Genomic DNA, 23,863 nt, shown 5'->3' on the forward strand with positions numbered 1-23,863 from the left:
AAACAAAGTAAAAAGGAAAGGGGGAGGGAGAGCTTGGAATTTGGCCGAATATTGACCGCCATGGTTACTCCCTTCGACAACGAGGGGAAGATTGACTGGCAGGGTGTAGAAAAAGTAGTGGAGCATTTGATTCTGACCGGAAGTGAAGGGTTGGTTATCGCCGGAACGACCGGCGAATCACCGACGCTTACGACCGATGAAAAGTTAAAGCTATTCCAGCGCACAGCTGAAATCAGCGGACGACGCGTGCCGGTTATCGCAGGTACGGGTACAAATGATACCGGGTATTCCACCGCGCTGACGGAAAAAGCCTCGAAACTCGGTATTGATGGAATTATGGCGGTCACGCCATACTATAATAAGCCGAGCCAGGAAGGTATGTATGAACATTTTAAAGCGATCGCGTCAGCGACGACCCTTCCTGTCATGGTGTATAACATACCGGGCCGCTGCATCATCAATCTGCAGGCGGAAACGATGATTAAACTCGCGGGCATTCCAAACATTACGTCCGTAAAAGAAGCAAGCGGAAGCCTGGATCAGATTTCGCATATTATTGCTTCAACTCCGGAGAATTTCGCTGTGTACAGCGGGGATGATTCGATGACGCTTCCGATCATGAGTGTAGGCGGATACGGTGTTGTATCGGTTGCGGCTCATATTGCAGGGCACGAGCTCAGAGAAATGGTCCAGGCCTTCTCTGAAGGGTCTGTGGAGCACGCCTCGGCAATTCACCGGTCGCTGCTTCCGAAAATGAAAGCTTGCTTTATTGCCCCGAACCCGGCGCCTGTTAAAGCAATGCTCGAACAGCAGGGAATTATCTCGCGCGATACGAGACTGCCGATGCTGCCGCTGACAGATGCAGAAATTAAACAATTGGAGCAATGGTTCAGCCTGGCCTGATGGCCGGGCTTTTCTTTTTATGAGAGCCGGCTGTTATAACTTGAATACATAAAGAAATGGAACAGAGCCCCTTTTCCGATAGTAAAGAGACCTTGTATTCTTATTTCGACTTGCGTTATACTACAATCAAGTGCTGGACCGGGTATGCAAAGTAAATAGATGACTGCTTCGATCACACTACTACAGAAGAATATAGACTATATAGGAGGAAACACATTGTCAAATCAAAATACAGACAGCATTCGTATTTTTGCCTTGGGCGGCGTAGGCGAAATTGGTAAAAATATGTATGTTGTGGAAACAGAAGAAGATATTCTTATTATTGAAGCGGGGTTAATGTTTCCGGAAGATGATATGCTCGGCGTAGACATCGTTATTCCGGATATCTCGTATCTCGTGCAGAATAAAGAAAAAATCCGCGGGATTATCGTGACACACGGGCACGAAGACCATATAGGAGCTCTTCCTTATATTCTGCGTAAAATTAATGCGCCTGTTTATGGAACAAAGCTTACTATTGCTATCGTGGAAGACCATATTAAAGAAAATGGACTCCGCAAGAAAACGGATCTCCGCTCGTTTGATCCGAAATCACGCCTCACAATTGGCAGTTTGCCTGTAAGCTTTTTCAGAACGACGCACAGCCTGCCGGATTCTATCGGCGTATGCATCGACACCCCGCAGGGTTTGATTGTGCACACCGGTGATTTCAAATTCGACCAGACGCCGATCGACGGCCAGCTCACTGAAATAGGCAAGTTGACCAACTACGGCAAAAAAGGCGTACTCTGCCTGCTTTCGGATAGTATTAATGCCGAAGTGCCGGGAACGACTCCATCCGAAGCAGTGGCCGGTGAGCAGATGATGGATGCCTTTATTGAAACAAAAGGCCGCATTGTCGTTACGACGTTTGCTTCCAACATTCACCGTATTCAGCAGGTTATTAATGCGTCGGAAAAAGAAAGCCGTAAAATTGCGGTAGTCGGGCACAGTATGCTCAAAGCAATCGAAATTTCGCATAAACTCGGCTATCTTCAGCGCCACGAGGATACGTTTATCGAAGCGAATGAAGTGGACAGCTATGCGCCTCATCAAATAACGATTTTGTGTGCCGGAAGCCAGGGAGAACCAATGTCTGCACTGACTCGTCTTGTAAAAGGCGCAAACCGTCAGCTGTCCATTCAGGAAGGCGATAAAGTCCTGATTGCAGCCAACCCTATCCCCGGCCATGAAAAAACGGTCAGCCGTACGATTGATGCGATTTACCAAGTAGGCGCGGAAGTGGTCTACGGAAAAAACAGCATTCATACGTCCGGCCATGCCAGCCAGCAGGAATTAATGACCATGCTTAATATCGTCAAGCCGAAGTATTTCATTCCGATTCACGGAGAGTACCGGATGCAGTCCGCCCATGGCGAACTCGCTGAAAAAGCCGGCGTTAATCCGGCCAATATCTTTTTAGTCGATAAAGGCGAAGTCGTGGAATTCACGAAACGCAAAGCCCGCCGCGCTGGAAAAGTAGCTTCCGGAAACGTCTTAATAGACGGACTCGGGGTAGGAGATGTGGGAAACATTGTGCTTCGGGACAGACGCCTGTTATCGGAAGATGGTATTCTAGTCGTTGTCGTCACCCTTAACAAAAAAACAGGAACGATTGCTTCCGGTCCCGATATTATTTCGAGAGGATTCGTATATGTACGCGAATCGGAAGAACTGCTTGAAGAAGCAAACAAAAAAGTGACGGCCACTTTGGAAAAATGCATTGCAGAAAAAGAAAAAGAATGGTCCACGCTAAAAAGCAGCGTCCGCGACGTGCTGAGTCGTTTTCTATATGAAAAAACGAAGCGCCGCCCGATGATCCTGCCTATTATTATGGAAGTGTAATATAAAAATGAAGAAAAGTCCTGCTGATTGGAATCTATGATTCTTCAGCAGGCTTTTTGCATCCGGAAAACGGAAAAATACACGGCGCTGCGCCTTAGCAGCAAAGCCATATGCTATAATAACAACAGGCATACAAGAACAGAGAACGGCTTTAATACAACAGGTGAGAACAGATAATGAGGTGGACAAGAAGTGGCAAAAAAACGGAAACGGACAAAAAAATGGACCAAAAAACGAAAAAGCGAAATGAAAATAGAATGGACGGGACTGGTTCTGCTTACCCTTGCTTTAACAGCGCTGTTTCAGTTCGGGCTGGTAGGCGAACTGCTCGTTTCTTTTCTGCGTTTCTTTGCAGGAGATTTTCACATCGTATTAAATCTAGGCGTTATAGCTGTTGCGGCAGCGTTTATTTTTAAGAAAAAATGGCCGCGTATCAATAAGCGTATCGGCGCCGGCGTATGTATGGGCGGATTGTCTGTGCTGATATTCAGCCATATCGCTTTTATGAATGAGGCCTCCGGACAGGACGAAGCCGGAGGAAGTCTGGCTGTTACATGGAATGCGTTCACGGAGCAGGCGACCGGAGCGGCCAACGCATCGATTGGTGGAGGAATGACGGGAGCTCTTCTTTATGCAGGTACATACACCCTGTTCGGGGTGCCGGGTTCTTATTTGATCGCTGTTCTGCTGGCCATCGTGGCGCTGATGATTATTACCGGCGTAACGCTGCAGGATTTGGCCAGTGGTACGAAAACAAAAACAGCACCGGCTGTGAAAAAGACCCAGGCCGTGCTGAACGAGAAATATCAGGCATCCAAAGCGCAGCGGGAACAGAAAAGGCAGGCACGTGCTGCCGAACCGAAAGAGGCAAAAAAGAAACCGGCAGCAAAGGCGAAAGAGCCGGTATATGAGCAGCAGGAGCTGGTGGAACAAGAGCCGGAAACACCGCTTATCTATAATTTCGCTGAAAACGCTTATGAAAAACAGGAGGAGCCGGAAAAAACAGAGGCACCTCCAACGAAAAGAGCCGTCGAACCGCCTGTTGAAACCGGCGGAACCTTTGAGGGGACAGAAGAAGCCGTACTGGCCTCTTCGGCAGAAGAAGAAAATAAAAATTATATTCTGCCTTCACTCGATTTATTAAATGCACCGGAGCGCAACACCCAGCATGTAGAAAAACGCATGCTGAGCTCAAATGCAAGAAAACTTGAAGAGACTTTGTTAAGCTTTGGTGTGAAAGCAAAAGTAAACGAAGTGCACCTTGGTCCTGCCGTAACTAAATACGAAGTGCAGCCGGATACAGGAGTGAAAGTGAGCAGAATTGTTAATTTAACCGATGATTTAGCGCTGGCTCTGGCTGCGCGTGATATTCGTATAGAAGCGCCTATCCCCGGGAAATCAGCCGTCGGCATTGAAATACCGAATCAGGAAGTAGCAATGGTGACGGTCCGGGAAGTGCTGGAAACAGGAATGAAGAAAGACAACCATCCGCTTGCAGTCGCACTCGGCCGGGATATATCAGGCGAACCCGTGCTGGCCGCCTTAAATAAGATGCCTCATCTGCTCGTAGCAGGCGCTACGGGAAGCGGAAAAAGTGTCTGCATTAATGGCATTATTACAAGCATTCTAATGAAAGCAAAACCGCATGAAGTAAAGCTGATGATGATTGATCCTAAAATGGTGGAACTTAATGTATATAACGGGATTCCCCACCTGCTTGCACCGGTGGTAACAGAGCCGAAGCGGGCCGCACAGGCTCTGAAAAAAGTAGTGGCGGAAATGGAACGGCGCTATGACCTGTTTTCCCACACAGGGACGCGGAACATGGAAGGCTACAATCAGTACGTGAAAAAAGAAAACGAAAAAAGCGGGGATAAACAGCTGGAACTGCCTTACATCGTTGTGATTGTCGACGAGCTGGCTGATTTAATGATGGTCGCTTCAAGCGATGTGGAAGATGCGATTACCAGGCTTGCCCAAATGGCAAGAGCCGCAGGGATTCATATGATTATCGCAACCCAGCGTCCGTCTGTTAATGTAATAACAGGAGTAATCAAAGCAAACATTCCTTCACGGATTGCATTTGGGGTTACAAGCCAGATTGATTCCCGCACCATTTTGGACAGCGGCGGCGCTGAAAAGCTTCTTGGAAAAGGAGATATGCTTTTTTCTCCGGTAGGATCCAATAAATCAACGCGTATCCAAGGCGCCTTTATTTCCGATGGAGAAGTCGAAGCTATTGTCGCTTCAGTAATCGCCCAGCAGAAAGCTAATTACCAGGAGGAAATGATTCCTGATGACAAAGTAGAACAAGTTGAAGAAATAGATGACTCTTTATACGATGAAGCAGTAGCTTTTGTCGTAGAAAGACAAAGTGCGTCTGTTTCCATGCTGCAGCGGAAATTCCGCGTAGGATACACGAGGGCTGCACGTCTGATTGATGCTATGGAAGAACGCGGCATTGTAGGACCGTACGGTGGAAGCAAGCCAAGAGACGTGATCTCCGCCCCTCCGGCAGCTGAAGAAGAAGCACCAAGGTATTAAGAAAGGGGCTCAAAGCCAATGGTAGAGAAAGAACAGATTAATACAGGGGCAGCGCTTCATCTGCTGCCGACAAAAAAATTCAAAACAACAACGATTCTGCTGCAGATGCTCGCACCGCTTGAAGCGGAAACAGCTACAGAACGTTCCCTGCTTGCCCAGGTGTTAAAAAGCGCCACATCCGACTACCCTTCCCGTAAAAGCATCCGTTCCCACCTGGATTATTTATACGGTGCGGTATTTACAACGGATGTAGCCAAAAAAGGCGATTATCATCTGCTTACCTTCCGGCTCGATATTGCCAATGAGCGGTATATTGAGCATGCAGAACCGCTTTTGGAAGAAGGACTTGCTTTTCTAAAAGGTGCCGTTCTGGCGCCTTATCTGGAAAACGGTGTGTTCTCTGAAAAAATTATGCTGGAAGAAAAACGAAACCTTCAGCAGCGGATGGAAGCTGTGTATGACGATAAAATCCGCTATGCCAACAACCGGATGCTTCAGCATATGTTTCCCGATGATCCTTACAGATTGCAGGCACAGGGAGAACTGGAGCGCCTGGAAGCCATTACGGCAGACAGACTCATGGTGATCTATAACTCTATGATTCAAGAAGACAAAGTGGACATGTATATTATTGGAGATGTGGAAGAAGAACAAGCCGTTAAAGCAGCCTCGGCATTTTCTATTTTTGAAGACAATCTGCAGGTAAAAGAAACAGCGGGCACCGCTTATTCAGTAAGAGAGACCCCTAATTATATAAAAGAAACCGATGATATCCAGCAGGGGAAACTTCATATCGGCTGCCGGGTGCCGGTCTATTTTAAAGATTCTTCATTTGCTGCCATGCAGGTAGCCAATGCGCTGCTCGGTGGATTTCCTCATTCGAAGCTGTTTTTAAACGTGAGGGAAAAAGAAAGTCTCGCTTATTATGCAGCATCCAGATACGACAGCTTAAAAGGCTTTGTCACGATTATGGCCGGGATCGAAACGTCCCAGTACGATAAAGCGCTCGCTATTATTACAGAACAGATTGAGGACATGAAAATCGGACGGTTCACCGAAGACGAAGTAGAACAGACAAAAGGTATGCTTGTAAATCAGCTGCTCGAAACAGCAGATTCTGCCAAAGGCACCGCCGATCTGCTTTATCAGGGTATTGTCGGGGAACGTCAGGTATCTATGGATGAATGGATCAGCCAGGTGAAAGCCGTTACGCTTGAAGAAGTAGCCGACTGCGCAGCAGATATTGTGATAGATACTGTATTTTTTCTTCATGGAGAGAAGGAGGACCAATAAATGAACACGCTCGAAAAAAACACAATTGATGAAACGCTTTACTACGAAGTGCTTGATAATGGCCTGCAGGTATATATTCTGCCGAAAAAAGGCTTCCATAAAACATTTGCAACATTTACAACCAACTACGGATCTATCGATAACCACTTTACGCCGATTGGAAAAAGCGAGCCGGTAAAAGTGCCGGATGGCATTGCTCATTTTCTGGAGCATAAAATGTTTGAAGATGAAGAAGGGGACGTGTTCCAGACATTTGGTAAACAGGGGGCATCGTCAAACGCTTTTACGAGCTTTACGAAAACGGCCTATTTGTTTTCCAGCACGGCCCAGACGGAAAAAAATATTAGCACGCTGCTTGATTTTGTCCAGCACCCGTATTTTACAGAAGAAAGCGTAGAGAAAGAAAAAGGCATTATTGAGCAGGAAATCCGCATGTATGAAGACCAGGCAGACTGGCTTGCCTTTTTCCAGCTTCTCGGCGGCATGTACCATGAACACCCGGCTAAGATTGATATCGCCGGTACGGTAGCATCTATTTATGATATTACAAAAGAAGATTTGTATACGTGCTATGAAACGTTTTACCACCCTTCCAATATGGCGCTGTTTATTGCAGGCGATGCCGATCCGGAAGCATTAATGGCATTAGTTAAAGAAAATCAGGCAGGCAAGGACTTTCCCCCTGCACCCGAGCTGAAGCGTATTCTTCCGGAAGAGCCGGCAGAAGCCGCCTCTCCAAAAAAAATTCTGGAAATGAGCGTTAATACACCAAAAGTTTTGGTTGGCTATAAAGTGCTCCAGGAGAGAACAGGCGAAGAGTTAATGCGCTACGAACTCGCCATGGATCTGCTGATGGATACATTAATTGGTCCCGGGACCACCTTTTACGAATCTCTGTATGAAGAAGGTTTGATTGATGATTCATTTTCCGGTGAGTTTCAGGTAGACCGCTCCTTTACCTTTTTTGTAGCAGGCGGGGATACGGCCGATCCGGATAAACTGCAGAACCGAATCACGAATCTGCTGGAGTCCAAAGATCCATCGGCATTTGATACAGATATGTTTGAGCGCATCAAGCGCCGCAACATCGGCACGTTTCTGCGCCAGTTAAACAGCCTCGAATTTATGGCCAGCCAATATACGAGCTATGCTTTTGCAGGAATGGATATGTTTGATACAGCGGCTGTGCTGGAGTCAATTACGGCAGAAGAATGTCTGGCATTATGGAAGCAGCATTTTCACGGGCCGGAACGTTCGGTTTCCCAAGTCGTAAAAAAGATTAATGAGTAGCAGACCTTTCGTATTAGTGACAGGGGCAAGCGGAGCAATCGGAAGCGCCGCTGCCGTGAAGCTTGCTGAAGAAGGATATTCCTTGTTTCTGCACTGTCACGAAGCCTCAGACAGCAGGATGAACCAGCTCGCCGACAGATGCCGCGAACTTGGAGGCAAAGCATATATTCTGCGCGCCGACCTATCAAAAGAAAACGGGGCGGAAGTATTACTCCGGCAGGTGCACTCCCCGGTCAGCTGCCTCGTATATGCAGCAGGGGCTTCCCTGTACGGCCTGCTGCAGGATGCACAGCCTGAAGAAATAATGAGCCAGTTTCACTCTCATTTAATTCAGGCAGTGTTTACATGCCAAAAGCTGCTTCCTTATATGATTCAGGAAAAGCAGGGAACCATCGTATTGATTTCTTCTATATGGGCGAGCAGCGGGACCGCGATGGAAACTGTCTATTCTGCGGCAAAAGGGGGAATGGAAGCATTCGTCCGTTCTCTTGCCAAAGAGGCAGCCCCAAGCGGTATCAACGTGAATGCGATCGCTCCTGGAGTTATCGATACACCAATGAACGGTATTTTTTCAACAGAAGAGCAGGAGGACCTGGTGGCACAGATTCCAGCCGGAAGAATGGGCAGGCCGGAAGAAGTGGCAGAAGCAGTTGCTTTTTTGTTTTCCAGCCGCTCTTCGTACATGAATGGACATATTTTACAAATAGACGGCGGTTTTTCGTAAAAAAGCTTTGTGCCGCTTTTAGACAAACGTTACAATAATAGTAACTAATCTATAGGCAGCACAGGAAAGGCAGGCGGAGACAATGGAGCCCAAAGAATGGTATATGGAATATGAAATTCACGAAAACAGACCCGGCCTTCTCGGGGACATTTCTTCCCTGCTCGGTATGCTTTCGATTAACATCGTCACGATCAATGGAGTAGAGCACAGCAGGCGCGGGATGCTGATCCGCAGCCGGCATGATGATTCGGTCGTCAGGCTGCGCAGCATTATGGAAACCATCGATACAATTACGCTGCGGAAAATCCGGGAGCCAAGGCTTCGGGACCGGCTTGCTGTTATGCACGGCCGTTACATTGAACGGGATGCCGATGATAAAAAAACGTTCCGGTTCGTCCGCGATGAATTAGGGCTGCTCGTCGACTTTATTGCCGAACTTTTTAAAAAAGACCGCCATTATTTAGTAGGCATCCGGGGGATGCCGCGTGTTGGAAAAACAGAATCCCTGGTAGCAGCCAGCGTATGCGCCAATAAGCGCTGGACGTTTATCTCGTCCACCCTTCTGCGCCAGACGGTAAGAAGCCATCTGGGGGAAGATGAAAAGGGAGAAGGACACATTTATATTATTGATGGTATTGTCAGCATGATGCGGGCGCCCCAAAAACACAGGGACCTTGTCGATCAGGTTATGAAGCTGCCCTCTGTTAAAGTAGTTGAGCACCCGGATATTTTTATCCGTGAGTCCCATTACACCATCCAGGATTTTGATTGTATTATTGAACTGCGTAATGATGACAGCCAGGTTATTACGTATGATGTAGTGGATTCCGGCTTTTCTTCGTTTGATATTAGTTAGATGGTAGGTGGTACAGCATGTCAGAATTAGGGGCTTTTCTACGTAACAAACGGTTGGATCAAAACATGTCTCTTGATTATCTCCAGGAAGCAACAAAGATTCAAAAGCGTTATCTGCTGGCGATTGAAAACGGCCAGTATGAAGCGCTGCCGGGCGCTTTTTATGCGAAAGCGTTCGTAAAAAGCTACTCCGAAGCACTCGGTCTTGATCCGGACCAGGTTATAGATCAGTATGGAGCGGAGCTTCCGGAAATTCACCACCCGGAAAGCAGGCGTAATTCCCGGATCGATCGTCTCCAGCGCCGCCGGAACTCCTCCAGGAAGTCTTCGGGCAGAACAACGCTTCTGCCTGTATTTGCAGGAATCCTGTTTTTAGGTATTGTCGGCTTCGGCCTGTTTTTAGCTATTCAGGGCCTAAGCGACAGCGGGGATCAGTCGTCCTCTCCCGGGGAAGATCCGGGAGTACAGGTCGAATCGAATGAAGATCCCGGCGAACCGGCTCCTCCGCAGCAGGAAGAAGAACAAGAGGAGCCTGCAGAAACGGACAATGAAAACCAGCCCGAGGAAATATCAAGCGAAGGCATGGTAACCACGTACGACATCTCGGATATGGAATCCCTTGAATTCGAACTGGCATTTACAGGAGACGCTTATATTGATACTCAGGACGAGAGCGGCAGTATTATTGATCAGTATGACGCCACTGCTGATATGGATCCGGTCACGCTTGATTACAGTGACAGGGATTATGTTCTCTTTAACATCGGGAATACGTCCGGTGTGGAAGTAACCATTAACGGTGAGGCATTTGAATGGCCAAGCGATTCCATTCACCAGAACGTTATATTTGAAAGAGCAGAGTAAAAAGCGCCGCAGTTCCGGCGCTTTTTTTCAACTATTGCTTTAGAGGAAGTTACTGAACTTCGAAAAACAGATGAAAAGGGTCTGTGCTTTTCTGAACAAAAAGCGGGAACAAGAGAAAAAAGCCCGGTAAGGCAGTGAAAATCTCCTGGTGTCCGCCGCGGAAAAGTAGAATTATGGTACAATAACAACTAACATCATTTTTTGAGGGTGTGCGCTGTTTAGAAAGAAAAAGAAAAGGGGTAAGCGCCTGATGAACCTTCCAAATAAAATCACATTGGCACGAATAGCATTGATTCCCCTGTTTGTGTTCTTTATGTTAATTCCTCCCTGGCTTGGCATGATCGGCTTAGGGACGTACAGTATCCCGGTGTCCCATGTAATAGGCGGCATTATTTTCATCATAGCTGCAGCTACAGACTGGCTTGACGGCTACATTGCCCGCAAGCGTCAGCTGATTACAAGCTTTGGTAAATTCCTTGATCCGCTTGCAGACAAACTGCTTGTGACTGCAGCACTGCTTGTTTTAATTGACCTGCAGCTTCTGCCATCCTGGATGGCGATTGTTATTTTAAGCCGTGAATTTGCTGTAACCGGCATCCGGCTCGTCGCTGCTGCAGAAGGCGACGTTATCGCTGCGAGCGGCCTCGGTAAATGGAAAACCGTTTTTCAAATGGCGGCTATTACCGTGCTGTTATTTCACAACCTGCCGTTTAGTCTTATCGGACTGCCGGTTGGTATGGGACTAATGTGGATTGCCGTTCTGCTGACTATTGTGTCCGGTGTTGATTACTTTATGAAAAACAAGCATGTGATGCTGAAATCCACCTAACAGAAAGAAGGACTGTCTTTATGAACGCAGAAATCATCGCAGTAGGTTCGGAGCTTCTTCTCGGCCAGATAGCAAACACGAACGGACAGCACCTGTCCAAGGAACTGGCGGCGCTCGGGATCAGTATTTTCAGGCATACAGTTATCGGTGATAACACAGCACGGCTTCACGAAGCGATAGCCGAAGCTGAAAAGCGGGCGGATCTCGTTGTACTGACCGGAGGACTCGGGCCTACAGAGGATGACCTTACAAAAGATGTCGTCGCGGAGCATGCTGGACGCAGATTATTGGAACATCCCCCATCTATGCAGAAGCTGACGGCATTTTTTGAGGAGCGGGGCATGGCGCTGACAGAAGCCAATAAACGCCAGGCTCTATACTTAGAAGACAGTTTTGTGCTGCAAAATCACAACGGGCTTGCCTGCGGAGTGGCATTTGCACATAATGATACACATTATATGCTGCTTCCCGGCCCGCCGCATGAAATGAAAATGATGTTTGAAAAAGAAGGAAAGTCATATCTCCTACAGAACAGGAAAGAAAACAAAGTCATCGAATCAAAAATCTTCCGTTTTACGGAAATTGGCGAATCGACGCTCGAAGAAAAGCTGAAGGATATTATCGGTTTTCAATCCAATCCGACTATTGCCCCGCTTGCCTCAGAAGGGGAAGTGATCATCCGTGTGACAGCAGGAGCATCTACGATAGAGGAAGCCCATAAGCTGATCGCTGAAACCGAGCAGCAAATTCTAGAGCGTGCCGGTGAATACTGTTACGCTTTTGGAGAACAGCCTTTAATTGAGCTGACGCTCGACCGGCTCAGAAAAGCGGGCAAAACGATCGCAGCGGCAGAAAGCCTGACCGGCGGATGGTTTGCTAAAAAAGCAATAGATGTAGAAGGTGCCTCCGACGTATATGCCGGGGGAGCCGTCACGTACTCGGCCGCAGCCAAACAAAAACTGCTCGGCGTAAAAGCTGAAACGATCGCCTCTTATGGCACAGTGAGCCGGGAGTGTGCAGAAGAGATGGCTCTTAATGTAAAAGAATACATGCAGTCAGACGTCGGCATTAGTTTTACAGGGGTAGCCGGACCGGATGCGCTTGAAGGATATCCCCCGGGCACTGTCTGGATTGGACTCGCCGTGGACGGCGGTGTCAAAGCCTTTCCGCTGCATTTAAAAGGAAGCAGAAAATTAATCAGACATTCTGCCGTGTTTCACGGCTATCGACTGTTATGGAAAGAAAAGGTGATAAGCAATGACGTTTTTTGATGATTTTTCGATTCGCAGTGAAATAAAGCAGGCCGTAAAAGAAATGGGATTTGAAGAACCTTCTCCTATTCAGGAAAAAGCCATCCCGAAAATCCTGGAAAAGATTGATTTAATCGGGCAGGCACAGACAGGGACGGGAAAAACCGCTGCTTTTGGCATTCCCATTATTAACAGCGTGACAACAGACAAGCATGTTCAGGCAATTATCCTGACGCCGACAAGAGAGCTCGCCATTCAGGTGTCCGGAGAAATACAAAAGCTGTCCCGTCATATTGGTATCCGCACGATGCCTATCTACGGCGGCCAGTCCATAGGCCATCAGATCCGTGCCTTAAAAGAAGGCGTTCAGATTGTAATTGGAACACCGGGCCGCGTACAGGACCATCTCCGCCGCGGCACGCTTGCGCTCGATCAGGTTAAAACAGTAGTTCTGGACGAAGCCGACGAAATGCTTGACATGGGATTTGTAGAGGACATTGAAACTATTTTAAAGAGAGTAAATAAAGATAGGCAGACCCTGCTGTTTTCTGCAACAATGCCTCCGGCAATAAAGAAGCTCTCCCAGAAATACATGGTCAAGCCTCAGGTGGTCTCTATCAATAAAGGTGAAGTAACGGCTCCATCCATTGCACAGGTGTATTATAAAGTATTGGAAAAAAACAAGCAGGATTCTCTCTGCCGGATACTCGACAGCCAGGATCCGGAGCTCGGCATTATTTTCTGCCGTACGAAAAAAGGAGTAGCTGAATTAACAGAAGCGCTTCAGGCCCGCGGTTATCTGGCGGACGGCCTGCACGGAGATCTTAATCAGGCCCAGCGCGATACCGTCATGAAAAAATTCCGCGATGCGTCGATTGAATTCCTCGTTGCAACCGACGTAGCTGCCCGCGGTATTGATGTACAGAACGTCAGCCACGTAATCAACTATGACATTCCCCAGGATCCGGAAAGTTATGTGCACCGTATTGGACGGACCGGACGTGCCGGTAAAAACGGGCAGGCGCTTACAATTGTAACCCCAAGGGAAATGAAGCACCTGCGCTCGATCGAAGCAGAAATCAAAATGACGATTCCTGCAAACGAAGTGCCTTCCATTGAAGAAGTGGTCGAAAAACAGCAGGAGTCCTGGAAAAAGATGATTACAGATCAGTTCAGCGAAGAGGAGCATTTAAATTTATTTGATGACCTGACCGATGAATTATTAAAAGAATCCGATCCGAAAGACATTATTCGTGCCTTAATGAAAATGAACTTCTCGGGTTCGCTCGGCGGAAACGATGACGCATATAACTTCGGGGAAACCGGCGGAGCTAAAGGAATGACACGTTTCTTTATTAATGTAGGACGAAATGTCAACATGAGTGCTAAAATTTTGATTGAAGAAATATCCGATGCAGTCGGCATCGCCGGAAAAGCGGTCGGACGCATTGATATTTTTGAAAACTTTACGTTTGTAGAGGTGCCGGATGATGTGGCGCCGTTCGTGTATGAATCCCTGCGCTATTCCAGAATCAATGGAGCCAGAGTAAATCTGGAGCCGGCAAAGCCGCGCCCAAAACGAACGAATCCATCTCCCCGCCCGCCTGCACGTCAGACAAAATAATACACCAGGCTGCCTGTTTTAAGCGGGCAGCTTTTCTATTGCTGCGCCTTTTTGATTCCTTCTGAAAAAATAATAAAAAAAGCGAATGGATGTTCGCAAATTAGTTGGCAAACAGAAGAAAAAAGGGTATGATGTATTTAGCGATAAAGTGCAGCAGCGATTCACCAGCGTTCCTACTTTTTTCCGATAAATCGGGGGAGGCATTGGAAAAAAACAGCATTTAATAAAAAGGAGAGATCATATGAATGATAGAAAAGCCGCGCTCGACCAGGCGTTGAAAAATATTGAAAAGCAGTTTGGAAAAGGATCCATAATGAAAATGGGGGAGCAGACGGACCGCCGCGTTTCCACTATTTCAAGTGGTACGCTGGCAGTTGATATTGCCCTTGGAGTCGGCGGGTATCCGCGCGGACGTGTTATCGAAATTTACGGACCGGAATCTTCAGGTAAGACGACCGTTGCCCTTCATGCGATTGCAGAAGTACAGCGCGGCGGAGGCCAGGCGGCATTTATAGATGCAGAGCACGCACTCGATCCGGCATATGCAGCCAAGCTCGGCGTCGATATTGATGAACTTCTTCTATCCCAGCCGGACACAGGCGAACAGGCGCTGGAAATTGCAGAAGCACTTGTACGAAGCGGAGCGGTCGAGATGATCGTTGTTGACTCCGTGGCAGCACTTGTACCGAAAGCGGAAATTGAAGGGGAAATGGGCGATACCCACGTTGGTCTTCAGGCCCGCTTAATGTCCCAGGCGCTCCGTAAATTATCCGGTGCGATCAGTAAATCGAACTCGATCTGTGTATTTATTAACCAGATCCGTGAGAAAGTCGGCGTGATGTTCGGGAGCCCGGAAACAACTCCAGGTGGACGTGCGCTTAAGTTCTACTCTTCTGTCCGCCTTGACGTAAGACGTGCGGAAACATTAAAGCAGGGAAATGAAATGATTGGTAATAAAACGAGAATCAAAGTAGTAAAAAATAAAGTTGCGCCGCCGTTTAAAGTAGCAGAAGTCGATATTATGTACGGAGAAGGAATTTCCCGTGAAGGATCAGTGCTTGATATTGCAGCCGAACTGGATATCGTTTTGAAAAGTGGTGCCTGGTATTCGTACGAAGGCGAGCGCCTCGGCCAGGGACGCGAAAATTCCAAGCAGTATTTAAAAGAACATCCGGAAATATTGAATGCAATTGAGCGACGTGTTCGAGAACACCACAATCTAACAATAACACCAGAAGAAGATGTGAAAAAAGAAACAGAACCGGCTCTTTCTCTTGAAGACGAGTAACTATATGTTTTTCAAACACTGTCCACGCCGGACAGTGTTTTTTTCATGAGTGTGACCTCCCTCACAGGCAGCAGGCCCCGTATCGGCTACACTAGTAGAAGAACCACTATTTTTATTTCGACAAGGAGGAATAAAATGAAAGCAGCGTTATGGCATAAAGCAAAAAACGTTACAGTGGAAGAAGTAGAAGAGCCGACGGCTGGTGCGTATGAAGTTAAAATTAAGGTGAAATGGTGCGGAATCTGTGGCAGTGATCTGCATGAATACCTGGCAGGACCTATTTTTATTCCTGTGGGGGAGCCACATCCTATCAGCGGAGACAGGGCACCTATTATAATGGGCCATGAATTTGCCGGTGAAGTTATAGAAGTTGGGGAAGGCGTTACCAAAGTAGTCCCGGGCGATCGGATAGCGGTTGAACCTATCCTGGCGCCTCATGAAAAAGGGGCTTATACAGACGAAAAATACAACCTATCTCCTTTATTAGGCTTTCACGGCCTGTCCGGGGGCGGGGGAGGTTTTTCAGAATACACGGTAGTAGGAGAACATATGGTTCACAAACTGCCTGAAGAACTTTCCTACGAACAGGGAGCACTTGTAGAACCGGCGGCGGTAGCGCTCCATGCTGTCCGTCAGAGCAGTTTGAAAGCCGGCGACACGGCCGCTGTATTCGGCACCGGACCTATTGGCCTGCTTGTACTGGAAGCACTGCGTGCGGCTGGCGTGTCCAAAGTGTTCGCAGTAGAAGTCTCTGAATCCAGGAAAAATATGGCCGCGGACCTCGGGGCCTATGTGATCGATCCGACAGAAACGGACCCCGCCGAAGAAATTCAGCGGCTGACAAACGGAGGTGTAGACGTTTCTTTTGAAGTAACAGGAATACCTAAAGTGTTAAATCAATGCATTAACAGCAGTCACCGTGGCGGGGAAACCGTTATCGTCAGCATCTGGGAATCAGAAGCCTCTATTTCCCCGAATGATCTCGTCATACAAGAAAAAACAGTAAAAGGCATCATAGCTTACCGTCATGTGTATCCGGCTGTTATGGAATTAATGAAGCAGGGATATTTCAGTGGTGAAACAATGATCACAAACAAAATTACGCTTCCCGACGTCGTCGAGGAAGGATTTGAGAAGCTGGCACATGACAAAAGCCAGATTAAAATTTTAGTCAGCCCTGAATAACTGCGTCGGTTTGGAAAAAAAGGATGCCTCCAGATAAAGGAAGCATCCTTTTTGTACGGTTGTAGGAGAACGTACGATCCTTTTGTCCTTTCAGGCATGAAAGAATGATATGGCATACATAAAGGCACGGGTATCGTAAAAACCGTCTGAAATCCTTATAAGATAAGGGTTTCAACGATTACAATATCTTGACATGTATCTTTCATAAGGATACAATTGAGTAGCAGATACCAGATTTAGTAATCTGAAGATGTCTGGTATACATCTTCTGGAAGATTTTTGGTATCTTATCGTTTCATGCAAAAAAGTACGATGAAACGCTTTTTTCTTTTCTGGATAAAAAACAGTAAGAGCATGTCTTTTCGGCATGCGGGGATTGAAATGAAGAAAAGGGCATCCTCCTGGATGTAACAGGAGACAAAACTAGATAGCAAGAGGAGGTGACAAGTATGGATAATATCTTACTCATCTCCATTTTGCTTATTGTCGTTGCAGCTTTAAGTGGATTTGCCGGCTATTTTGTTCGTCGTTCCATTGCAGAAGCTAAGATTTCTAGCGCAGAACAGGCTGCTAAAAATATAGTGGAAGATGCAGAACGAAAAGCAGAAGCCAGCAAAAAAGAGGCTGTATTAGAAGCGAAGGATAAGGCTCATCAGCTTCGCGCTGAGGCGGAACAGGATGTAAGAGACCGACGGAATGAAGTACAGAAACAAGAATCGCGTCTGTTGCATAAAGAAGAAACTCTGGACCGTAAAAGTGAAACCCTGGATAAAAAAGAAGAATCGTTGGAAAGAAGAGAGGAAACTCTCGCTGATAAACAACGACAGGTGGACGATAAAAACAGCAAAGTGGAGGAGATTTTATCTCAACAGCAGGAAGAATTAAATAGAATTTCCGGCTTAACACGTGAAGAAGCGCAGGACATCATACGGCGCGATGTGGAGAAGGAACTGCAGCATGACCTGGCCGTACTCGTCAAAGAGGAAACGGCCCGTGCGAAAGAGGAAGCGAATAAGAAATCCAAGGAAATATTATCGCTTGCCATTCAGCGCTGTGCCGCAGACCATGTCGCAGAAACTACCGTATCCGTTGTGAACCTTCCCAACGATGAAATGAAGGGACGGATCATTGGCCGTGAAGGCCGTAACATCCGTGCTCTTGAAACACTTACAGGAATTGATCTTATTATTGACGATACACCTGAAGCTGTTATTTTATCCGGATTTGATCCTATTCGAAGAGAAATTGCCCGTACGGCGCTGGATAAGCTCGTACAGGACGGGCGTATTCATCCGGCTCGTATTGAAGAAACGGTAGAGAAATCCCGCCGTGAAATTGATGAAATGATCCGGGAGTATGGAGAGCAGGCAACCTTTGAAATGGGTATTCATAACCTGCATCCGGATTTAATAAAAATTCTCGGGCGCCTGCGCTACCGCACAAGCTACGGACAGAATGTGCTCAAGCATTCCATGGAAGTAGCCCATTTAACGGCTATGATGGCTGCAGAGCTCGGAGAAGACGAGCATCTGGCACGCCGTGCCGGCCTGCTTCATGATATTGGTAAAGCGATTGATCATGAAGTAGAAGGAAGCCACGTGGAAATTGGCGTAGAGCTCGCCCAGAAATACCGGGAAAACAGCGTAGTGATTAACAGTATCGCTTCCCACCACGGTGACACGGAAGCTACTTCTGTTATTGCCACGCTCGTAGCCGCAGCCGATGCGCTGTCGGCCGCACGTCCCGGGGCAAGACGCGAGACACTTGAAACGTATATCCGCCGTCTGGAGAAACTCGAGGAAATTTCCGAGTCCTTTGAAGGCGTGGAAAAAACGTATGCTATTCAAGCCGGACGTGAAGTCCGCATCATGGTAAAACCAGATATTGTAGATGATGTGGTAGCCCACCGTCTGGCGCGGGATATAACGAAACGAATTGAAAATGAACTGGATTATCCGGGCCATATCCGGGTAACCGTTATCCGGGAAACAAGAGCAGTAGAGTATGCTAAGTAAAGCGGCGGCAGCGCCGCTTTATTTTTTTCGTTAAATCATAACCTGACAGTTTGAAAGAAAAGAGGACGCTTATTATGAAAATATTGTTTGTAGGAGACGTAGTCGGCTCCCCCGGCCGCAAAATGATTACGGAGTACCTGCCGAAATTAAAGAAAAAATTTAAGCCTGCCGTAACAATCGTCAATGGGGAAAACGCCGCCGGCGGCCGCGGAATTACAGAAAAAATATACAAAGGTTTTCTGGAAAGCGGAGCCCAGGCCATTACGATGGGAAACCATACATGGGACAACCGGGAGATTTTTGAATTTATTGCAAACGCACCGAATCTGGTCCGGCCTGCCAATCTGCCGGCGGGAGTACCAGGGATCGGATGCACGTATGTAAAAGTAAACACGCTCGAAGTAGCGGTTATTAATTTAATAGGCCGCACCTTTATGCAGACAAGCGATGATCCTTTTCAAAAAGCAGAAGAGCTGATTGAAGAAGCGAGAGCGAGAACGCCATTTGTATTTGTTGATTTCCACGCGGAAGCAACGAGTGAAAAGCAGGCGATGGGCTGGACGCTTGATGGCAGGGCAACGGCTGTCGTCGGTACGCACACGCACGTGCAGACCGCCGATGAACGAATTCTGCCGGAAGGTACTGCCTATCTAAGCGACGTAGGTATGACCGGTCCGCGCGACGGCATTCTTGGAATGGGTCGGGAAAGCGTTTTGTATAAGTTTAAGACCGGGCTCCCAGCAAGGTTTGAAGTGGCAGAGGGACGGGAACAATTAAGTGCAGTCCTTATTGATGCAGACGACAAAACCGGCCGCGCCAAATCGATTAAACGTATTCAAATAGACGAAGATCATCCATTCTTTGAATAAAGCACCTGGGGGGATTTTCCCTCTAGAACAAATTGTCAAAATTATTTGATTTCTAAAAACTATTTCCAGAAAAAGGAGGATTATTCAGCTCTTCTCTTGAATAGTATAACAACAATAGTCCAGGCTATAATTTACACAAGGAGGTACTATTAATGGAAGTATTAAAAGTATCAGCCAAGTCAACTCCAAACGCTGTAGCAGGTGCCTTAGCCGGTGTCATTAGAGAAAAAGGAGCAGCCGAAATCCAGGCCATTGGAGCAGGTGCCATTAACCAGTCGGTAAAAGCTATTGCGATAGCACGTGGATTTGTTGCACCGAGTGGAATTGATTTAGTTTGTGTTCCCGCCTTTACGGACATTGTAATAGACGGGGAAGAGCGGACAGCGATCAAACTTATAGTAGAACCGAGGTAACCAGGAAAACAGGGCGTTCGACGTCCTGTTTTTTTAGGTGCCGGCCTTTCATCTGTTTATCATCTGTTGTACAAAAACGGGGAGTCTTGATTTTTTCTGTTCCGGGCTCTATGATGGAAGAACGAGCAAAGTCAGTAACGGAGCCGTATACAACAGGCAGGCACCTGGATATCAGGTGTCTTTTCTATGCCTCTTGTTATTTTAAGGAGGAAATATTATATGCAGCAGCTTAAAAAACAGCTACAGCGAATTGATAAAAAAGGTTATAAAGCCTATAACGATATAAAAGGGTCGTACACGTTTGAAGGGTTTACGCTTAAGGTGGATCATGTACAGGCCGATCCTTATGCTTCCCCTTCCAAAGTACGGGTTATCTGCTCTCTGCAGGACCTTGGCATTGGAAAAGAAGAACAATCCACCCCGTCCCGTCAGACAGCGTTGATTGATTATTTCGCCGAGCGCATGATGAAGGAACTTCGCAACGGCAGAGATCAGGGCGGTATTCTGATCGACGGGCCGGGTCAGCAGGTGCTGGATCGAACGGCCGTTAAAATCAACGGCCGCGAACTGGAAGTACGGCTTTCCGTCCATCTTCCAGCCAAAGGACGCACGATTATGGGCAAGCAGGCGGAAGAACGATTAATTGGACGGCTGCCGGCCGCTGTGAAAAAAGCGGTCCACCAGTTTGAAAAGAGCGGTCTGCAGGACGCACTGGAGCTTGCAGACGAACAGGATGATATCCGCTGCTACCTCACAGAAAACCAAGCAGTCAGCTTTATCGCCAATGGGGCGGTACTGCCCCGGGAAAGCGGCATCAGCAGCCGGCCGATGAAACCTGACGAAGCCCGGACCTTTCAATCGCCGGCCTCTCTGGAAGTAACGATCCCCCTTTCCCACAGCACTCCGGTTTCAGGAATGCTTTTAAAAGAAGGCGTGACGCTGATTACCGGGGGCGGCTACCACGGGAAAAGCACCCTGCTGGAAGCGGTGGAAAGCGGAGTATATAACCACCGTAGAGGCGACGGCCGGGAGTATGTCATCACGGCAGCCGACGCAGCAAAAATCCGTGCAGAAGATGGACGCAGCGTGACCCGTACGGATATTTCGATGTTCATCTCCAACCTGCCGAACAAAAAAAATACTGCTCAATTTACGACGGAAAACGCAAGCGGAAGCACGTCCCAGGCCGCAAATATTATGGAAAGCCTGGAAGCGGGAAGCCGCTGTCTGCTGATTGACGAAGACACAAGTGCCACAAACTTCATGATTCGGGACAGCCGGATGCAGGAGCTGGTCCAAAGCAGCAAGGAACCGATTACGCCCTTCGTTTCAAGAGTCCGTCCGTTATATAAAGAACACGGCGTGTCTACTATATTAGTTGTCGGCGGCACGGGCGATTATTTCAGCAAAGCAGATACCGTTCTGATGATGGATGAATATATTCCGTACGATGTAACAGAAAAAGCGCACCGGATCGCAGCGGAAGACCCGAGGGAAGAACCGGCAGAGAGCGCCGCACCGCTTCCATCCGGACGGAAAATAAAGTGGGACAGCTTTGATGCCCGACGCGGCAAAAAGACGAAGGCTGGAGCAAAAGGACGCAGCACTATTTTATACGGAAAAGAAACAATTGATCTTTCCAGCGTGGAACAGATTGTAAATACGAGCCAGACGGAAGCGACCGCGCGGATCATTCAGGCACTCGAGAAGCATTTTGCTTCCAAGGCGGTTTCTTTTGAAGAAGCGTTCCGCTATATCGATAAAGTGTACAAAGAAAAAGGGCTGGATGGATTTTCCATTCATGAAGGTGTACATCCAGGAGAAATGGCAGCTCCGCGGACGATCGAAATTGCAGCAGCTGTTAACCGCTACCGCAGGCTGCGCACAGTGTAGCCTGCCGTTCTATACAGCGCGGCGTTAATATACTACAATGTATAAAGAAGAAAGCTTTAAGCCTTCCTTGAAGGAACAGAAAGAAAGGAGAGGGCGTAATGAACGAAGACCAGAGAAAACAACAGCTCAATGAATCCCCCTCATATAATCATGATAAGAAGGATAAACCGCAGAAAGACTACAGCACCTACTTTGATTTCTCAAGTGCTTCAATAGAGGAAAAAGAGGGGCGCCAGTATATGAAAATCGGCGGTCGAAGCATCCGGATTAATGAACAGCCTGATTTTAAAAAAGGGAAAAAACGCGGCAAAGAAGAAGTGGAAGTTCAGTACGGCTTTAACGTACCTGAAGAGCTCCGCCGCTTGGGCCAGGGCAAAAAATATTTAATCCGGACGTACGGATGCCAGATGAATGTGCATGATACAGAAAATATGTCAGGCATTCTCGAAGAAATGGGCTTTACGGAAACGTCGGAAACGACAGAAGCGGACGTGATCTTTTTAAATACGTGCGCGATCCGTGAAAACGCAGAGAATAAAGTATTTGGCGAACTGGGCCACTTAAAGCCGCTCAAGCTGGAAAAACCGGAACTCATCATCGGTGTCTGCGGCTGTATGTCCCAGGAAGAAACCGTCGTCAACCGGATCCTGCAAAAGCATAACCACGTAGATCTTATTTTTGGTACGCATAACATTCACCGGGTGCCTGAGCTGCTTCAGGATGCTATTCTCGGAAAAGAAATGGTCGTTGAAGTGTGGTCCAAAGAAGGCGATGTAGTGGAAAACATGCCCCGCAAACGTGCCGGGAAAACACAGGCATGGGTTAATATTATGTACGGTTGTGACAAGTTCTGTACATACTGTATTGTGCCTTACACGAGAGGCAAAGAGCGGAGCCGGATGCCGGAGGACATTATTCATGAAGTCCGTGATCTGGCAAGACAGGGGTACAAAGAAATTACGCTTCTCGGCCAGAACGTAAATGCCTACGGAAAAGATCTGGAAGGAAACTACCGTCTCGGTCATTTAATGGACGACCTGCATAAAATTGATATTCCGAGAATCCGCTTTACGACAAGCCATCCCCGCGACTTTGATGACCATTTAATTGAAGTGCTTGCCAAAGGCGGAAACCTCGTCGAGCACATTCATCTTCCTGTGCAGTCCGGAAGCAGTGAAGTGCTGAAGCTGATGGCCCGTAAGTACACGAGAGAACAGTACGTGGAGCTTGCCGGCAAAATTAAGGCGGCTATTCCGCACGCATCGTTTACAACAGATATTATTGTAGGCTTTCCAAATGAAACGGACGCACAGTTTGAAGAAACGATGTCGCTTGTAGAAGAAATGGACTATGATATCGCCTATACGTATATTTATTCGCCAAGGGATAATACGCCGGCTGCAAAAATGGAAGATAACGTACCGATGGAAGTAAAAAAACAGCGGCTGGCCCGCTTAAATAAACTCGTCAACGACATCTCCGCCCGCCGCAACGCCGAGCTTGAGGGCCGGGTAGTCGAAGTGTTAATTGAAGGCGTCAGCAAGAAAAATGAAAACGTCCTTTCCGGACGGACGAGAACGAATAAAATGGTCAATGTAGCCGCTCCGGCCAGCTGTATCGGTCAGGTGATCTACACGAAAATCACAGAAGCAAAAACCTGGTCCCTTAACGGGGAATTAGTAGAAATGGCGGAGGTGTAAACATGGGACAGAACGCAACGAAGGCAGACGTGCTCGCGAAAGCTAAAGAACTAGGAGCAATGATTGCGGAAACCGAAGAGGTTGATTTTTTCAAACGGGCGGAAGCCCAGATCAATAAAAACCTGCGCGTGCAGGAGCTGATTGGAAAAATAAAAGCAAAACAAAAAGAAGCAGTCAATCTGCAGCACTACCAAAAGCATGAGGCGCTGAAAGAAACAGAGCGCCAGATTGATGAACTGAACGCAGAAATTGAGAGCATTCCGCTCGTCGTGGAATTCCAGCAGAGCCAGACAGAAGTAAACCATCTGCTCCAGCTCGTGTCCACATCTATATCCAATACGGTGACAGATACGATTATTGAGTCAACCGGTGGAGATAAGCTGCAGGGAACGACCAACCATAATCCGTTTATGAATATTACAAAAAAATAACTTTTTCCC

General features: G+C 47.5%; 19 protein-coding genes. All 19 read left to right on the forward strand.

What is annotated here, in order from left to right; all coding sequences use genetic code 11:
- The first annotated feature begins 33 nt into the window (after positions 1-33).
- The 19 genes from dapA to AC5W2J_RS11055 all read left to right on the forward strand — a co-directional run bounded on the left by dapA (position 34) and on the right by AC5W2J_RS11055 (position 23,854).
- The gene (dapA, locus tag AC5W2J_RS10965) at positions 34-903 is read left to right on the forward strand and encodes a 4-hydroxy-tetrahydrodipicolinate synthase (RefSeq protein ID WP_496059492.1); all 870 of its coding nucleotides are present in this window, start codon (positions 34-36) and stop codon (positions 901-903) included.
- A 216-nt stretch (positions 904-1,119) separates the two neighbouring features.
- Positions 1,120-2,787 carry a ribonuclease J gene (locus tag AC5W2J_RS10970; RefSeq protein WP_496059493.1) on the forward strand — a complete coding sequence of 556 codons (1,668 nt, stop codon included), beginning with the start codon at positions 1,120-1,122 and terminating at the stop codon, positions 2,785-2,787.
- Between the two features lie 192 nt (positions 2,788-2,979).
- Entirely contained in the window at positions 2,980-5,331 is a 2,352-nt protein-coding gene (locus tag AC5W2J_RS10975) for an FtsK/SpoIIIE family DNA translocase (protein WP_496059494.1), read from the forward strand.
- A gap of 18 nt (positions 5,332-5,349) precedes the next feature.
- A complete protein-coding gene (yfmF, locus tag AC5W2J_RS10980; protein WP_496059495.1) occupies positions 5,350-6,624 on the forward strand; it encodes an EF-P 5-aminopentanol modification-associated protein YfmF in 1,275 nt (424 codons plus the stop codon).
- Positions 6,625-7,914 carry an EF-P 5-aminopentanol modification-associated protein YfmH gene (gene yfmH / locus AC5W2J_RS10985; RefSeq protein ID WP_496059496.1) on the forward strand — a complete coding sequence of 430 codons (1,290 nt, stop codon included), beginning with the start codon at positions 6,625-6,627 and terminating at the stop codon, positions 7,912-7,914.
- Positions 7,907-8,638 carry an elongation factor P 5-aminopentanone reductase gene (gene ymfI / locus AC5W2J_RS10990; protein ID WP_496059497.1) on the forward strand — a complete coding sequence of 244 codons (732 nt, stop codon included), beginning with the start codon at positions 7,907-7,909 and terminating at the stop codon, positions 8,636-8,638. Before yfmH ends, ymfI begins: the two co-directional genes overlap by 8 nt.
- A gap of 82 nt (positions 8,639-8,720) precedes the next feature.
- Positions 8,721-9,494: a DUF3388 domain-containing protein gene (locus AC5W2J_RS10995; protein ID WP_252313772.1), complete on the forward strand. Its 774-nt coding sequence runs from the start codon at positions 8,721-8,723 to the stop codon at positions 9,492-9,494.
- 17 nt (positions 9,495-9,511) lie between these two features.
- On the forward strand, positions 9,512-10,357 hold the full coding sequence (locus AC5W2J_RS11000) for a helix-turn-helix domain-containing protein (protein ID WP_496059498.1): 846 nt from the start codon (positions 9,512-9,514) through the stop codon (positions 10,355-10,357).
- Positions 10,358-10,607: 250 nt separating this feature from the next.
- Complete coding sequence (pgsA, locus tag AC5W2J_RS11005; RefSeq protein ID WP_496059499.1) at positions 10,608-11,186, forward strand: CDP-diacylglycerol--glycerol-3-phosphate 3-phosphatidyltransferase; 579 nt, start codon at positions 10,608-10,610, stop codon at positions 11,184-11,186.
- Positions 11,187-11,206: 20 nt separating this feature from the next.
- Positions 11,207-12,457: a competence/damage-inducible protein A gene (locus AC5W2J_RS11010; RefSeq protein WP_496059500.1), complete on the forward strand. Its 1,251-nt coding sequence runs from the start codon at positions 11,207-11,209 to the stop codon at positions 12,455-12,457.
- On the forward strand, positions 12,444-14,060 hold the full coding sequence (locus AC5W2J_RS11015) for a DEAD/DEAH box helicase (RefSeq protein WP_496059501.1): 1,617 nt from the start codon (positions 12,444-12,446) through the stop codon (positions 14,058-14,060). The genes AC5W2J_RS11010 and AC5W2J_RS11015 overlap by 14 nt, the downstream gene beginning before the upstream one ends.
- Before the next feature lie 241 nt (positions 14,061-14,301).
- Positions 14,302-15,348 carry a recombinase RecA gene (gene recA / locus AC5W2J_RS11020; protein ID WP_496059502.1) on the forward strand — a complete coding sequence of 349 codons (1,047 nt, stop codon included), beginning with the start codon at positions 14,302-14,304 and terminating at the stop codon, positions 15,346-15,348.
- A gap of 135 nt (positions 15,349-15,483) precedes the next feature.
- Positions 15,484-16,533 carry a 2,3-butanediol dehydrogenase gene (locus AC5W2J_RS11025; protein ID WP_496059503.1) on the forward strand — a complete coding sequence of 350 codons (1,050 nt, stop codon included), beginning with the start codon at positions 15,484-15,486 and terminating at the stop codon, positions 16,531-16,533.
- Between the two features lie 449 nt (positions 16,534-16,982).
- On the forward strand, positions 16,983-18,548 hold the full coding sequence (gene rny, locus AC5W2J_RS11030; RefSeq protein ID WP_496059504.1) for a ribonuclease Y: 1,566 nt from the start codon (positions 16,983-16,985) through the stop codon (positions 18,546-18,548).
- A gap of 74 nt (positions 18,549-18,622) precedes the next feature.
- Positions 18,623-19,417: a TIGR00282 family metallophosphoesterase gene (locus tag AC5W2J_RS11035; protein WP_496059505.1), complete on the forward strand. Its 795-nt coding sequence runs from the start codon at positions 18,623-18,625 to the stop codon at positions 19,415-19,417.
- A 152-nt stretch (positions 19,418-19,569) separates the two neighbouring features.
- Positions 19,570-19,830: a stage V sporulation protein S gene (locus tag AC5W2J_RS11040; protein ID WP_496059506.1), complete on the forward strand. Its 261-nt coding sequence runs from the start codon at positions 19,570-19,572 to the stop codon at positions 19,828-19,830.
- A gap of 219 nt (positions 19,831-20,049) precedes the next feature.
- A complete protein-coding gene (locus tag AC5W2J_RS11045) occupies positions 20,050-21,723 on the forward strand; it encodes an ABC-ATPase domain-containing protein (RefSeq protein WP_496059507.1) in 1,674 nt (557 codons plus the stop codon).
- 98 nt (positions 21,724-21,821) lie between these two features.
- Positions 21,822-23,423: a tRNA (N6-isopentenyl adenosine(37)-C2)-methylthiotransferase MiaB gene (gene miaB, locus AC5W2J_RS11050; RefSeq protein ID WP_496059508.1), complete on the forward strand. Its 1,602-nt coding sequence runs from the start codon at positions 21,822-21,824 to the stop codon at positions 23,421-23,423.
- 2 nt (positions 23,424-23,425) lie between these two features.
- A complete protein-coding gene (locus tag AC5W2J_RS11055) occupies positions 23,426-23,854 on the forward strand; it encodes a YlbF/YmcA family competence regulator (protein WP_496059509.1) in 429 nt (142 codons plus the stop codon).
- Positions 23,855-23,863 lie beyond the last annotated feature (9 nt).

This window comes from Sinobaca sp. SA16-1, from assembly GCF_059510515.1.